This is a genomic window from Nostoc sp. UIC 10630 (assembly GCF_010747425.1).
In the GTDB taxonomy this organism is placed as follows: Bacteria; Cyanobacteriota; Cyanobacteriia; order Cyanobacteriales; family Nostocaceae; genus Nostoc.
In genome coordinates, this window is the sequence record NZ_JAAGOG010000179.1 from 1 (window position 1) to 16095 (window position 16095).

Consider the following 16095-nt stretch of genomic DNA (forward strand, 5'->3'; position numbering starts at 1 on the left):
CCTTTCCCTTTCCCCTTTCCCCCTTCCCCTTCTTGATAAACTAACTCTCTATTCTATTTTCTAAATATTGACCAATCATCAACTGTTCACCAGCACGAGAGATAATAGTCTGTCTGGTGCGGTATTTACTGCCAATTAGCTTTAACTCTTCTTCAAACACTGAACCGTTGTATTCAGTTCGCAAACACAGTATTTTTGGGTTGGAGAAATAATACTGGGCAGTGACTGGTTTAGATATAGCAAAACCGCGATCGCGATACAAGGTATTTCCCATCACTCCAAATATTGTTGAACCTTGCGATTCTTTCTTGGTCTTTAGCACATCCGTACTTTCCCAGACAACTGCTGCACCACAGATTAAACTCTTTGTATCAGCCAAATCGTGCATCTGAGCTAGGTTTTGTAATTCATCACAGCCCTGCTCTAAAAAATTGATCGTAACGATACTCTCAATCTCCTTAGTTTCTCCCTTCGGTAGGGTGTAGTAGCGTCGTTGCGATCGCCATTTACCTGCTGATTCCTGGAAAAATTCGGAAATCTGGGATTCATCAGTGGTTGGTGCAGTTTTAAACTGAGATGTCACGCCTTACCTTCCTCACCTAATACAAATATATTTCTGGTAAAAAAGTTCATTCTTACCTGTTGTTGCTGTAGTATTTGTCGCCCTATTTCTTGCCATATTACGCAAGGGGGTAAGAAGAAATAGTGTTTTCCATTACATTATAGGCAAGATTAAGCAATAAATCTTTAATATTCTTAATAAAATACTAAATACTGTAATTCCAGCTAGTTATAGTAGAATAAATTGATTAGGTAAAAACAAGGGTAATTATTGTAATACTGCCCAAATTATGATATTCAGCAAAAAAGCTTCATATCTTAGGAAAAAGCCAGGTTTCTCCTCTGGGTAGATTCCAGAAAAATGACAAATATTTATACTAAAGTTTATAATTTGTTAACTGCAAGAAGATTATCTACCTCTGCGTAAGAAGTAGAACGGTGAGAAGTTTTGGACTTTTGTGGGAAAACAGTAGTTTTTGAATCAAAAATTACTGTCATACAGCTTATTCTTCATTCTCGCCGTTTTTTGTTAATGATATCTCTCAAAATTACTTGGTAAAACACGGCTGTTTAACCCCAAAAGCTCCCCAATAGGAGAAAAACAGATGATTTTGGAAAAAAATGAGCCGCACAAACAGGTGAAAATGAAAGATCCCGTAGTCGCGAACCAACTAATAATTATCCAGTTAGATTCAGTTGTGAAAACTGAGGTGGCGACCGCAGATTTCAAAAGTAGACTTCTTGCAAAAAGTACTTGTGCAACAGGTGGCAAAGCTAAAGGCGAAAATTCCTTTTTTTCCTCCACTTCTGTAAGAAGTTTATTAATTTCCTGTTTTGTAGCTATAGGATTGATGACGGCGAGTTGCGGTTCGTCGCCCAAAGAATCAGCAGATGCACAATCTCAGAGTCCTGGTGATAAAGAACGTAGTCGGGTAACACCTGTAGACGTGGCGATCGCTAGAACTGACTTGCTGCAAAAATCACCAGAATATACAGGTAATACAACACCCTTCCGCATCGTATCACTGCGATCGCAGGTAGAAGGTCGCTTGTTAGCCTTGAACCTTGATGTGGGCGATAGAGTAAAGCTTGGGCAAAACGTCGGGCAGTTAGATGATGCCATACTTTCGACTGAATTAAAGCAAGCAGAAGCAGAACTAGCAGCCCTGAAATCAGAAGTAGCCAGGACAAACAATCAGGTAAGTAATGCCCGTGCAGACGTTGAAAGGGCGCGGCTAGAAGTGGTACAAGCTCAGGCTGATTCCGAACGGCAACAGAGGTTATTTAAAGCCGGAGCGATCGCTGAACAAACTGCCCAACAAGCACGTACCCAGGCCAAAACAGCAGCTCAGGCACTGCGCGCAGCTCAAGAGCAAGTCCGTACAGAACAGCAAACCGTTGCCGCTGCTCAAGGTAGAGTATTGGCCCAGCAGGCATTGGTTGCCCAAACTAAAGAACGCAGGTCTTACGCTCGGCTAACATCTCCCATCACTGGCATAGTTACAGAAAAGGTGACAGAACCAGGCAATCTTCTGCAAGCAGGTAATGAAGTCGTAAAAATTGGCGATTTTAACCGTGTCAAAGTCGTTGTGCAAGTTTCTGAATTAGAACTGGCACAAATTCAGGTTGGACAGTCTGTACAAGTGCGCTTAGATGCCTTTCCCAAGGAAGCATTAATTGGGAGAGTTACGCGGATTTCTCCAGCCGCCGATGCTACTGCTCGCTTAATACCTGTAGAGGTAGTGATTCCCAACGCTCAAGGCAAGATTGGCAGTGGGCTGCTGGCACGAGTCAACTTTGAAAACCAGACTCAACAGCGTGTAGTCGTACCGCAAACAGCTATTCAGAAACAAGTAGGGAGCAACAACTCCAAGAGTACAGGGGAGATGCAAACAAATGTACGGCAGGACTCTTCCCCACCTAACACATCTGTTATGGCAGAGGCAAAATCACAAGATCGAAGTGGGACAATATTTGTCGTCAAAGACACAGAAGGCAAAACGAAGGTAACAACACGAGCCGTAATGTTTGGAAAAAAGTCTGATGGGAGAGTGGAAATTTTATCCGGTTTGCAAGCTGGAGAGCGCTATGTTGTTCGTAGTGGTAAGCCGTTAAAAGAAGGTGACACTGTAAGTCTTTCAATTCTTTCAGAAAAGCAATAGTAGGGTGAGCAATAGCCACCATACGAGCAAAAAAAGCACTCAGTAACCAGACCTTATCACTTAGTATCATGCAACAGGCAAATAATAATGGCAATGGCGGATTTAGCCTTAGTGCGATCGCTATCCGCCAACACATTGGCACACTCATGCTCACTGTGGCAGTAATTGTCATTGGGGTATTTTTTCTCACAACTATCCAAGTCGATCTGCTACCGGCTATTACCTATCCACGAATTGGTGTCCGGCTAGAAGCCCCTGGTATTTCACCAGAAGTAGCAGTAGATGAAATCACCAGACCTTTAGAAGAAGCTTTACGAGCAACCGAGAATGTAGTCCAAGTTTTTTCCCGCACCCGTGAAGGACAAGTGAGCCTCGATTTATACTTCCAACCAGGGGGCGATATTGACCAAGCCCTAAACGATGCTACTGCTGCTTTTAACCGAGGTCGGGGGCAATTGCCAGATACGATAGAGGAACCGCGCTTATTTAAAGTCGATCCCTCCCAACTGCCAGTTTATGAATTGGCACTGACATCTGCTTCTTTACAAGGTAAAGATTTACGCGTATTTGCTGATGAGGAGTTAACGCGTGAACTCAGTGTAGTGCCGGGAGTCGCTTCTGTTGATGTATCTGGTGGTGCAGAAGAAGAAGTACGGGTGCTTGTTGACTTAAACCGATTGCAAGCTTTGGGTGTCGGGTTAAATGATGTTTTAGATGAATTAACAGCCCGTAACCAAGATACTTCTGGTGGTCGGATTCTGGGGCAAAATTCCGAGCCATTGACTCGGACTGTAGGGCGCTTCCAAAATGCCAAGGAAATTGAAAACCTTTCTTTGGAAGTTTCTTCTCCTGCCTCCCCTGCTTCCTCTACTTCCTCTACCTCCTCTACCTCCCCTGCACCTTCCCGCCGCGTTTACTTGCGAGACTTTGCAGAGGTAATTGATGATACAGAAGACCAGCGAGTATTTGTTTACCTGAATCGTCAGCCTGCGGTGAAATTTTCAATCCAAAAGCAGCCTGAAGCTAACACAATCACAGTAGTAGATGCTGTTAAACGGCGAATTGAACAATTACGGCAATCGGGTTTAATTCCAGCAGACATGACTTTGAGTCCTACCACAGATGAATCTGTCTTTATCCGCAATTCTTTAAATGATGTCATCTTTTCGGGGATTTCTGGGGCATTGTTAGCAGCAGCAGCAGTGTTGTTATTTTTGGGATCGTTCAGGCAAACATTTATTATCAGTTTGACGATTCCTCTGTGTACTCTGGCAGCGATCGCTTTAATGAGAATATTTGGTTTAACCTTGAATGTTTTTAGTTTGGCAGGTCTGACATTAGGAGTTGGTCAAGCAATTGATACATCGGTTGTGATCTTGGAGAACATTTCCGAAAAAACAGGGATGACTCCCAATCAAAAAGAGATGGAGGCAGAGGGGCAGAGGAGAAATTCAAGATTTTTTATTGACAGTGCGATCGCAGCTTCCCAAGAAGTAGAATCTGCTTTAGTTGCTGCTACAGGTGCTAACTTAGTTTCTGTAGTGCCATTCCTCTTAATTGGTGGCTTTATTGCACTGCTATTTAATGAACTGATTCTGACAATTAGCTTCGCAGTCGCAGCTTCCCTTGTCGTCGCCATTACAGTAGTGCCGATGCTGTCTTCTCGACTCTTGGGAATTCGCTGGTCTAGTCGAATCAGTGAATTTTGGCTGCTTAGACAGTTTAATCACCGATTTGAAGATGCTACGCGGGGATATAGTAACTTCTTAACCAAGGTTTTACGCTATCGTCTCCTTGTAGTAACTGCTGCTTTGGTAATTTTAGGCGGCAGTAGCTTCTTTATGTTTGGTCAAATTCCCCAAGAAATTTTACCCCGCATCAGTACTGGTCAAGCTAACTTGAGAGCGCAGTTTCCTCCTGGTACACCTTTAGCAACTTCTGAGAAAGTTATGCAAATTGTCGATGACATTTTGCTCAAACAACCAGAAACCGAGTCTGCTTTCACAACTGTGGGTGGTTCTTTGTTTGGTAGCAATACTACAGAGAATCCTTTACGTGCCAGTAGCACCATCAATTTAAAACCAGGCACAGATGTCGAAGCCTTCGTCAAAAAAGTAACTCAGGAATTTAACAAACTCAATTTAGCAGGAATTCTGCTGCGCCTCAATCCTGGTCAGGTGCGGGGTTTAATCTTGAGTAATTCCCCAGTGCAAGGATCAGAGGTTGACGTGATTCTGCAAGGTGAGAATGAAGAAAACTTAACGCAAGCAGGCGCTCAAGTACTGCAAGCATTACAGGAAAGAGCAAAATTAGCAACATTCCGACCAGATGCCGACCCCCGACAACCGGAAATCCAAATTCGCCCTGACTGGGAAAGGGTTTCAGCTTTAGGGTTGAGCGCTCAACAAATTGGTGCAACAGTTCAAACAGCAATTGAAGGTTCAGTTCCCACGCAAATTCAACGTGGTAATCGTTTAGTTGATGTGCGGGTACAGCTAAATAAAGAAGCGATTCAGCGTCCTTCCCAGCTAGAACAATTACCGCTATTTACAGAAAACAATCAACTAATCCGCCTTTCAGATGTTGCAAACATTCAAGAAGGTCAAGCGCCTGGTGAGGTGCAACGGATTAATCAGCGCCAAGCTTTTATTGTGGCAGGCAATCTCAGCGAAGGAGCTAGTCTTGGTGAAGCGATCGCAGAAGTCAATGAGGTACTCAAGGATGTACACTTACCTGATGGCGTTTCAATTGTGCCTAGTTCTGCCCAAGAAACTAATCAGCAACTTCAGGATGCTTTAAAAACTTTGGGGGCGTTGGCAACGTTCTTAATCTTTGTCGTTATGGCGGTGCAATACAATTCGCTAATTGACCCATTGGTAATTATGTTCACCGTACCACTGGCATTAGCTGGGGGAATTTTTGGACTTTACATTACCCAAACTGCAATTGGCGCAACTGTAATTGTTGGTGTCGTTCTGCTGGTGGGAATTGTGGTGAACGCAGGGATTCTCATGGTAGAACTGGCGAACCAAATTCGGGATGAAGTTGGTTGTACTCGCCAAATTGCGATCATGAAAGCTGCTCCTCAACGCTTGCGCCCAATTATCATGACCACAGTCACAACTATCTTGGGACTGTTCCCTTTAGCATTAGGCATTGGTGAAGGTTCTGAGTTTTTGCAACCTTTAGGGATTGTAGTTTTCTTTGGGATGGCGATCGCAACGATGCTGACATTATTTATCATCCCCTGTTTTTATATCCTACTGCACGATTTGCTTGGTGGGAATTGGGCAAAGCCAGTGTTAATCCGGTTACGTGGATTTACGAAAAAACTCATTTCCATCACGGATAGGGATTAAATTTTTTAACACCCTAGACAGTGAAATTTAAATTAACGCGATCTACCAGCAAGTTTTTTCGTTGGCAGATCGCGTTAAGTGTTTTTTACACGCATATATTGTTTAATTTGTCAACCAATAACTTCTAATTTAGATTTTTGATAAAGATTGCGTGAAATTACTAGTTATTGTGATAAAGCATTACAAGAATTGCTTTATAAATCAACATACGAGTATATGTAAACTCACTGAGCAGACACACATTAACCGCTATTTATCTAGCAAATAGATAGCAGTTCAAAAGTGAGGTTTTGCTGTTTGATTTAACTCACGCAATATAGCATTCTCTCAATCAATATGAAGAGGACAGAAATATGACTACAACCGTAACCAAATTAGCCTTGTCTCTTCTAGGAGCAGCAGGAATTAGTTTTTTGTGTTTGACACCAGCGAGAGCCGTTATCTTGGTAGAACCCATTGTAACGAGTGTGAATGAAGATATATTCAACACGAAGAAGCCAAGAATCCTTACAGATTTTCAACCAGGGCAAGTAATAGAATATGGTGTTCCAGATGTAGCTAATAACTTTCTAAATAACACCGGATACGATATCGAAAGCTTAGTCTTTGATTTAAAAACGCTGTCCTATACTAATCCCGATTCGACTCCACCATTTGATAATGAGCCTGTGGAGTGGGGAGATGTAAATGGAGATGGAAAGATCGGTTTGTCTAATAACCCCGATCTAAAGGATATTTTTACAGACATTACCATCAGTGGCAGTACTATCACTTTTAGGGGTGGCGTAATCCGAAACGGAAGCCTGTTTTACAATCCCTTTGCTACACTACCAAATCTAGCCCCAGGTGCTGGAATCATTCCACCAATACCAGCAGAGCAAACAGATAAAGATGGGCCTATTAGAGTCGCATCTTATTACACTGCCATTCCTGAATCAACTAACGTTTTGGGTTTACTGGCCCTTGGTGCTTTAGGTGTAGCTTTAAAATTAAAGCGATCGCTACACTATTAACGCTTTCTATCATCCTTTGTGACTGGGAACTGGGGAGGCAGGGGAGCAGGGGAAGAAGAACTATTAATTAGTGTCTAATGTTCAATTCCCAATTCCCCATTCCCAATTCCCCATTCCCTTTAATCTGTAATTAACTCACGATACACAGCCAGTGTTTCCTGATGAACGCGGGCAACACTTAACCACTGTAGGTTTTGATTTGCCCGATTTTTCCACTCATGCAGCATATCGGCATTACTCAGTAATTGCACTAAAACCCCAGCTAAAGCATTACTATCTTTTGCTGGCACTAAAAGACCTGCTTGTCCATTATCCAAAGCTTCAGGAATCCCATCTACTTGAGTACCAACGATCGCAGTCCCAGCTTCCCTAGCTTCCGAAAGTACTAGAGGGCAAGGATCGCGATGAGAAGCCAACACAAATATGTCACAAGATATCAGGTAGCGTTGAGGTTGCGGCTGGAAGCCTTCAAAATGAATCCGTTCTTTTACAGAAGTTGCTTGTGCTTGTGCCTCAAATAGCTGTTTATCAGGGCCATTTCCTACCAAATAAAGATGCGCTTGGGGAAAATCTGGGGCAATTTGTTCAAAAGCAGCGATTAACTCAGCGATACCTTTGCGTTGATACATACCGGCTACAGTAGCGATCGCTGGACGTTGTAACTCTAAAGGTTGATAATCTTGTATTTGCCGAGTGCGGGGGCTGCCCAAAGTTCCATTGCATACTACCCGCAACTTGTTTTCTGGGATACCGCGTTTTGCCATAGAATCTCGCACCGCCTTGCTAACGGCAATTACCCTATCAGCTAAACCCATCAGCAGACTGGAACGCTGAAATTCATTGTGGACTGTGGAAACTAAAGTATATTTATTTCCCTGAAAAATACGTGCTAAGATTACCCCCGTCATCATGTGAGCATGAACAATATCTGGCTGAAATTCTGCTGCGATCGCCCGGTAACGTACAGCCGCTTTGACAATACTGATCGATTTTCTAGTTTGGTCTAGTTGGTAGTGTTTGACACCACAGATATTTAGTAATTTCTCATATTCACCACCAGCAGAAATAACCGCTACCTCATAACCAGATTTTGCCTGTAAGCAAGCCAGATCAACTGCCACATTCACAATACCGTTACCTATTTCTTGAACGTGGTTCAAAATATGTATAATTCGCATAATCTTTGAGATATGTATAAAATTAAGACAAGTAACTGGGAGTAAATCAATATAATCATTGATGTCTTCAGCAACGACTCAAGAGTAATTAGTAGTGCATAAAATTGACCACTTGCTACTGAATAAGAACGCTTCTAACGAGTTACTTAGCTTAAAGACTTATTCAGTAACGGCTCGATAAATCTGGGTAAAACTCCAAAATTCTCAAGACTGAATATGCTATTTCATTCCCTATAGTCTTATTTTCGATTCCGCCGATAGCGACGACAGCCATACATACTATGTTTCGAAGGGACTCAGCACGAATAGTAAGCTGTCCCACATTGAACTTGAACTTCCATCATTAGGGCGCTGACGTTGCCCACACGACAAGAGTTATGTTTAGTTTTGTTTAGATTTTTTCTAGCTTAGTGAATTTAGCAATTTAGTAAAACTATATACTTGCATCGCTTTACAAAAGCAGCAACTTGCGTGACGATAAGAAAGAAATTAATAGTAAAAATAATTCCCTATTACTGTTATTAATTGTGTGAAAACTCGTAATGACAAGGCTTCAGTCAGTTTGAGTTGACCTCATAACCTTAAACCTTAGCTTGAAGTAAAAAAATGGCAACGCTACGTACTCCATACTTCCAAGTAAATTCCTTAACTCCCACACATTACACACGCAGCTTGGTCTTTATCGACATGGCTGTGAAAGACTATCACAGTTTAATCAAAGGTGTTATTTCCAACACTGATGTGTTCGTAATCGATCCAACACAGAACGGTGTTGAGCAAATTACGGAGATTTTGGCAACTCGTACTAACCAGAATCTCAGCAGCATTCATATTGTTTGCCACGGTCTTCCTGGTAGCTTGCAACTGGGTAACACCCGCTTGGGGCTTGATACCCTTGATGAATATACTCAGCAATTACAACAGTGGCAGAAGATATTTACCGCCTCATCAAAAACCGCTGGGTTATCGGTTGAATCTGCTACAGAATATCCAGCTAAATTACTCATCTATGGTTGTAACGTAGCTGACGGTGATGCAGGGGCAGAATTTATTGCCAAACTGCACCAACTTACAGGAGCCAATATTGCCGCTTCCCGTCAGCTTACAGGCAATGCAGCACTGGGCGGCAATTGGGATTTGGAAGTCCGCACCGGTGATATGGAAGTAACTTTAGCGTTTACAGAAACGACACGGGAAGCTTACGCAGGAGTCCTGGCAACCTTTACGGTAGATAGTACCGGGGATGCAGATGATGGCAATCCGAATAATCATGTCACTACCTTACGGGAGGCTATTAACTTAGCTAATGCTACTGCTGGGGATGATACGATCGCCTTTGGGAAAATCTTTACTGATGCTACCCCAGATGTAATAACCCTCACCTCTGGAAAACTGACCATTACCGATGATGTTACTATCCTGGGAACTGGCACATCCAAGCTTACGGTGAGTGGGAATAATACTTCTAGAGTCTTTGAGATATCGGGAACAGCGACAGGTGTCACCATTGATGGTTTGGCGATCGCTAGCGGCGGTATTCAAGTCAATTCAAATTCCATCCTCAGCCTGACAAGAAGCAGTGTTTCTGGCAATACAGAGGAAAGCGGCATCTCTAATAACGGCATCCTCAGCCTTAAAGGAAGCAGTATCTTTGGTAATACCAAAGGCGGAATCTATAACGGTGGCATCCTCAGCCTTAGAGGAAGTCGTGTCTTTAGCAATACGGGTGACTTCGGTGGTGGCATCTATAATGACGGTTCCACTGCAAACACTGGTAATCTTAGCCTAACGGCAAGTACTGTCTCTGGCAATACAGCAAACTATGGTGGCGGTATATACAACAAAGGCGGTACTCTCAACCTCATAGCAAGTACTGTCTCTGGTAATAAGGCAAACTATAACGGTGGTGGTGTCGTTAACGCAAATGATGGTAGTTATTTTGGTGGTTCAGCTACTCTAACTAACAGCACCATCTCAGGCAATACAGCCAATGACGAAGGCGGTGGTATATTTAATGGCGGCAGCTACACAAATACTGACAATCTCACTCTGATCAACACCACAATTACTAACAACACAGCCGACTCAGATAGCAATGGTGTTGGTAATGGTGGGGGTGTTGCCAGCTATGGTAGTCCCATGAAAGTTAGTAACACCATCATTGCAGACAACTTTGATAAGTCCCCTGCCGATGATATACAACCTGACGTATCCGGTAGCGTTACCGACTTTGGCAATAACTTGATTGGCGATGCTACTGGTAGTATTGGCTTTACCACCAGCACTCTCATTGGCACAACCGCCACCCCCATTGACCCAAAACTCGGTTCGCTGCAAAATAACGGTGGTGCAACTTTTACTCACGCCTTACTTGCAGATAGCCCCGCTCTTAATGCTGGCAATAATTCTCTAGTTCCTCTTGGTGTAACTACCGATCAAAGAAGCGCTGGATTCGACAGGATATCCGGCGTTGCAGTTGATATTGGTGCTTATGAAGTCCAGCCTAGTATAATTACGCCACCTGATAATCCCAATCCCCTCGTCCCTACCATCAGCATCATCGCAACTGATAACATTGCCGATGAAAACAGTGGGAATATTGGTAGTTACCGCGTTAGCCGCAGTAACAGCAGTGGGGCATTAACAGTCAACTTCTCTGTTAATGGCAATGCGAGTATTGCAGACTACAACCTAAGTGTGGGTGGCAAACCTGTCAACGGCAACAGTATCGTGATTGCTAATGGGCAAAGCTATGTAGATATCACCCTGAAACCTGTCGACGATATTCAGGCAGAAGCGGCGGAAAATCTGACTCTCAGCTTGGCAGCAGATTCGACTTACCAAATCGATAATGTGAATTATACCGCCACAGTAGCGATCGCAGCCAATGATTTAGTCGTCACTAATACCAACGATTCTGGAGATGGATCGTTGCGGCAAGCTATCCTCAATGCTAATGCTACTGCTGGGGCAGATATTATTACCTTTGCAGGAGTTTTTAGTGATGCCACTCCAGATATCATCACCCTCACCACCGATAAACTAACAATTACCGATGATATTACCCTTTTGGGGACTGGGGCAGTAAACCTTACCGTGAGTGGAAATAATGCCTCTGGCGTGTTTGAAATATCAGGAACAGGGACAGATGCCAACATTGATGGCTTGAAGATTGCTAATGCTAACGATGCGTTTGGCAGTATTTTGGTTAATAACAATACTAGCCTCAACTTGACAGGAAGCATCGTCTCTGGCAACAAGGGAACAGTAGGCGGCATCTTTAACAAAGGTAATCTCAGCCTCACTAACAGCACTGTCTCTAATAACAGTGGTTCATCCTTCGGCGGAGGCATATTTAACAAAGGCAACCTCAGCATTACTAAAAGCATTGTCTCTGGTAATAGTGCATCTATCAGTTACTCCTCAGCCTTCGGTGGTGGCATATTCAACATAGGTACTCTCAGCATAATAGGAAGCACTATCTCTGGTAATGGGGCTTTTGCCAGTGGTCTTAATCGCGGTGGGCCTGACCCTTACCCGTCCTACGGTGGCGGCATCTTTAACTCTGGCAGTGTCAGCTTGAGTAATACTACTATCTCTGGTAATTCAGCACTCTCTGGAGGTGGCATATCTAACTCAGGTATCTTGAACATCACCAGCAGTACTGTCTCTGGCAATAAGGCAAGTGGAGGGAACGGCGGCGGCATCTCTAGCTCAGGCATCCTCAATCTGAACAGCACCACGATTACTAATAACACCGCAGAAGACCTTTACAACTGGGGGGGCGGCACTGGTGGAGGTGTTTCTGGTGGCGGGACTATCAACGTTGGGAACACCATCATTGCAGGCAACTTCAACAACAGGAATCTTTATGGCGGTGATATCAACCCCGACGTTTCCGGCGACTTCATCGATGATGGTAATAACCTGATTGGGGATAACACTGGTAGCACTGGTTTTACTAGCAGTAGCAGTATCGTTGGCAACAGCACCAACCCAATCGATCCCAAATTTAGCCCATTGCAAAATAACGGTGGTACAACCCTTACCCATGCCTTATTTGAAGATAGTCCCGCCATTAACGCTGGTAACAATGCCCTGATTCCGGCAGGTATTATAACAGACCAGCGCGGCATGGGATTTGACAGAATATCTGAGGGTAAAGTTGATATTGGTGCATTAGAGTTCAACGGTTTGATCGGAACTAGTGGCGCTGATAATCTAGTGGGAAACAACTACGCTGACATAATTTATGCTAAAGCTGGGAACGACATTATTGCAGGTAATCAAGGCAACGATATTTTAACTGGTGGCGGTGGCAAGGATAAATTTGTTTACAACTTAGGTGACGGTGTTGATACCATTACCGATTTTGGTGGATTAGGTAAAGGCTCAAATCCATCAGCAGCAATCATTGGCGAATTGGATACCCTGAAATTTCAAGGGGCTGGATTGACTGCCCGAAATTTACTACTTACCCAGAATGGTAATAATCTGGAAGTTACTTTTGAAGGGGTGGCTGATGACAAAATTATTCTGCAAAACTTTGCCTTAGAAAACCTAGACAACCTATCAACTCTGGGCAATATCCTGTGTGATGGGCAAACCAAAATTCGTGACAGCTTTGATGTCTTTAATGCCAACTCTACCCAAAGCACCATCTTCAACAAAAATACAGTCACCTTTTTTAATGACCTAAACAACAATGTCAATGGCTTTGACAACTCAGCTGATTTTATTAATGGTCAAGGGGGAAATGACCGCATTGATGGCAAGAGTGGCAACGACCTACTACGGGGTGGTGAAGGTAACGACACCCTGCTTGGCAGTCTAGGTAATGATAGCCTTCTCGGTGGTGCTGGAAATGATAGCCTTCTTGGTGGTGCTGGCAATGATATTCTTATTGGTGGTTCAGGTAGCGATAACTTGACTGGCGGGAGCGGTTATGACCAGTTCATCTATCAAACCTTGAGCGATTCCGATGATACAATCACTGACTTTGATCCGAGCCAGGATAAGTTAGTCTTTACTGACCTGTTTAAGAGTCGGGGCTACAGTAGTAGCAACCCCATCTTAGATGGCAATCTACAATTTGTGCAATCGGGTACTTCTACACTAGTTCAAGTCCTTGGTTATTATTCTTTTTACACCTTCGCAACTTTAGATAATTTCACCGCGACAAATCTAGTAGTTGGTGGTAATGTTTTTGTCTAGCACTCAGATTTAGCATAGTATGGCGGGAATACACTTTTAGCGGACACCATAACTAGAGACTCCGGTAAAAACATATACCGTCGTAGTAGCGTGGCAAGACTAAAATAGTGCATTAGACGTAAGCTGTTAAGCATTTAATTTGCACATTGAGATCGCAGGGGGGCATGGAGCAAGGGAGAGGGTTTGCAGCCGTGCTAGTAGGTTGGGTGGAGTGAAACGCAACCCAACATTACCACCTTATTTATGTTGGGTTATGCGATCGCTGCACCCAACCTTGTATCTTAGAAATATTTGACTAGTCAGGCTTGAACATCAGTGAGAAAAATCTCTAGACTTTACCCAAGACTTGCGATGCCTAGTTTGGGCTGCATCTACGCAAATTGGCTATCGCTCAGACTCTTGCACAAGTGTTAAAGTCCAAAGTTTTTTCACCACCGCCAAGGTTATATAAGCGTTAGTCTAAGAAGAAGTGCGAATTGTGCTAAATAAAAAGTATTTTTTAGGGATTTCTAGGAAACTAGTAAATAACTATATAATGAAAAACTTTCAGGAGGAGCGGTAGTGAGCCTACAAACTCTCGTTGAACAAGCCACCATCCCCCCAGATTCAGGGTCAGCATCTAGTCCCTTTGATGCAGATAGCTTCAATGAAGCTGTCATGTCTACCTACGGTCGGTTTCCTTTAGCTCTAGAACGGGGTGCTGGATGCCGGGTTTGGGATACACAGGGACGAGAATATCTGGACTTTGTAGCGGGAATTGCCACTTGCACTTTGGGACACGCCCACCCAGTTATGGTAGAAGCGGTAACACGCCAAATTCAGAAGCTGCACCATGTCTCTAATTTGTACTATATTCCTGAACAAGGTGAATTGGCAAAATGGCTTGTTGAACATTCTTGTGCCGATCGCGTATTTTTCTGCAACTCTGGAGCTGAAGCTAACGAAGCTGCAATTAAACTGGCGCGGAAATATGCCCACACAGTATTAGACATTGAAAAACCAATTATTTTAACCGCCAATGCCAGTTTCCACGGGCGGACTTTGGCCACCGTTACCGCTACAGGACAACCGAAATATCAAAAGTATTTTGATCCTTTGGTTCCTGGGTTCTACTACGTAAATTACAACGATATTAACGCTGTGGAAGTGGCGATTAGCGAGTTGGATGAAGGTGATTACCGGGTAGCGGCAATTCTGATTGAGCCATTGCAGGGAGAAGGCGGTGTGCGTCCGGGAGATGTTGCTTATTTCAAAAAGCTCCGGCAGATTTGCGATGAAACTGGCATTTTATTGATTTTTGACGAAGTGCAAGTTGGTATGGGGCGCAGTGGCAAATTATGGGCTTACGAACATCTTGGCGTTGAGCCGGATATCTTCACCAGTGCCAAAGGCTTAGGTGGCGGTATCCCCATCGGTGCAATGATGAGCAAGAAATTCTGCGATGTTTTTCAGCCAGGGGAACACGCCAGCACCTTTGGCGGCAATCCTTTTGTGTGTGGTGTAGCACTCAGTGTTTGCCAGACATTGGAACGGGAAAATATTTTGCAGAATGTGCAAGACAGGGGTGAACAGTTGCGATCTGGGTTGAGAGCGATCGCAGCGAAATATCCTCAGCAAATTGGCGAAGTTCGGGGTTGGGGTTTAATCAACGGTTTGGAGTTGCGAGCCGATATCCAATTAACCGCAGCAGATATCGTCAATGCTGCCATCAAAGAGGGTGTATTACTGGTACCAGCCGGGCCAAAAGTAGTCCGATTGGTGCCACCGCTAATTGTCACAGAGGCGGAAGTAAACACTGCCTTGCAAGCTGTAGACAAGGCGATCGCAACTCTCACAGCTTAGGTAATCATAAAGCGAGGATAAGTCTTTGTGCCTGTCTCTCGCTTTTCCTTACTTTATTTATTAATTTTCCTTAAAATTATTGTTTTTTTAGCTATCTATGCTTCTAGTATCCCTAACCCCACATTCTCTTCATTCTGGGGAAATTTCCCGATAAGCTTGCCGACACTGCTCATAATTGTCTGGCAAAATCTCGGCATTCCCAAAACATAATTGCTCGTGAGTGGTAATTAAAGTTTCATAAGGCTGTATGGGAGTCACAGCCGATCGCAGCAATTGCAGATATTCTCCATCTGTACGGCTGAGTTTGTGGGGTGCGATCGCTTTTTGATGCAACTGCTGCAACATTGCTAAATAAACACAACGGCAAGCCTCACGGTAGTTACCTTGACGATAAAATTCTTGCGATCGCTCCAACAAAAGTGCTATGGATGCCTCACTAGAGCGAGTTTTTGCACGAAAATCAGTCAGGTTGCCACTTCTATTCAGCCAAGAATATACATAAGGGCTGAATTCCCGCCATAATTGCCAACCCACCCAAACTACAAATAAGCCAATTACCAGCCAAAACAGAAATTTCAGCAACTCACCTAACCAAGGGCTAATCGACCATTCATTAGGCAATTCTGGTAGAGTTTTCTCAAAGCGGTAAAACTGGTATTCCCACCATTCTCCCGCTTGTTGTTGAAATTGGGAAAGCTGCCAACTCCAGCTAGTTTTTTCAAAAGTATCTGTAGGCATAGAGGGGGAGTGGGGAGTGGGGAGGAGT

At 43.7% G+C, this 16095-nt stretch carries 8 protein-coding genes; 5 read left to right on the top strand and 3 right to left on the bottom strand.

Features of this window, described 5'->3' with window-relative positions; translation table 11 throughout:
• Positions 1 to 40 precede the first annotated feature (40 nt).
• Positions 41 to 583, bottom strand: coding sequence for a phycobiliprotein lyase (locus G1O98_RS29600; protein WP_163935712.1), 543 nt, complete (start codon positions 581 to 583; stop codon positions 41 to 43).
• A gap of 583 nt (positions 584 to 1166) precedes the next feature.
• Here G1O98_RS29600 and G1O98_RS29605 point away from each other — a divergent pair.
• The 3 genes from G1O98_RS29605 to G1O98_RS29615 all read left to right on the top strand — a co-directional run bounded on the left by G1O98_RS29605 (position 1167) and on the right by G1O98_RS29615 (position 7095).
• Positions 1167 to 2723 carry an efflux RND transporter periplasmic adaptor subunit gene (locus tag G1O98_RS29605; protein ID WP_163935714.1) on the top strand — a complete coding sequence of 519 codons (1557 nt, stop codon included), beginning with the start codon at positions 1167 to 1169 and terminating at the stop codon, positions 2721 to 2723.
• Between the two features lie 68 nt (positions 2724 to 2791).
• On the top strand, positions 2792 to 6082 hold the full coding sequence (locus G1O98_RS29610) for an efflux RND transporter permease subunit (protein ID WP_163935718.1): 3291 nt from the start codon (positions 2792 to 2794) through the stop codon (positions 6080 to 6082).
• A gap of 353 nt (positions 6083 to 6435) precedes the next feature.
• Positions 6436 to 7095: a hypothetical protein gene (locus G1O98_RS29615; protein WP_163935721.1), complete on the top strand. Its 660-nt coding sequence runs from the start codon at positions 6436 to 6438 to the stop codon at positions 7093 to 7095.
• Between the two features lie 119 nt (positions 7096 to 7214).
• Here the strand turns inward: G1O98_RS29615 and G1O98_RS29620 are convergent, their stop codons facing one another.
• The gene (locus G1O98_RS29620) at positions 7215 to 8273 is read right to left on the bottom strand and encodes a glycosyltransferase family 4 protein (protein ID WP_163935724.1); all 1059 of its coding nucleotides are present in this window, start codon (positions 8271 to 8273) and stop codon (positions 7215 to 7217) included.
• Positions 8274 to 8879: 606 nt separating this feature from the next.
• Here G1O98_RS29620 and G1O98_RS29625 point away from each other — a divergent pair.
• Together G1O98_RS29625 and G1O98_RS29630 are read left to right on the top strand one after the other, a co-directional pair.
• Positions 8880 to 13487: a DUF4347 domain-containing protein gene (locus G1O98_RS29625; RefSeq protein ID WP_163935727.1), complete on the top strand. Its 4608-nt coding sequence runs from the start codon at positions 8880 to 8882 to the stop codon at positions 13485 to 13487.
• Positions 13488 to 14048: 561 nt separating this feature from the next.
• Positions 14049 to 15329, top strand: a complete 1281-nt coding sequence (locus G1O98_RS29630; RefSeq protein ID WP_163935730.1) for an aspartate aminotransferase family protein — start codon at positions 14049 to 14051, stop codon at positions 15327 to 15329.
• 129 nt (positions 15330 to 15458) lie between these two features.
• Here G1O98_RS29630 and G1O98_RS29635 read toward each other — a convergent pair whose 3' ends face one another.
• Positions 15459 to 16067 (bottom strand): DUF4129 domain-containing protein, encoded by a 609-nt coding sequence (locus G1O98_RS29635; RefSeq protein WP_163935733.1) that lies wholly within the window; start codon positions 16065 to 16067, stop codon positions 15459 to 15461.
• Positions 16068 to 16095 lie beyond the last annotated feature (28 nt).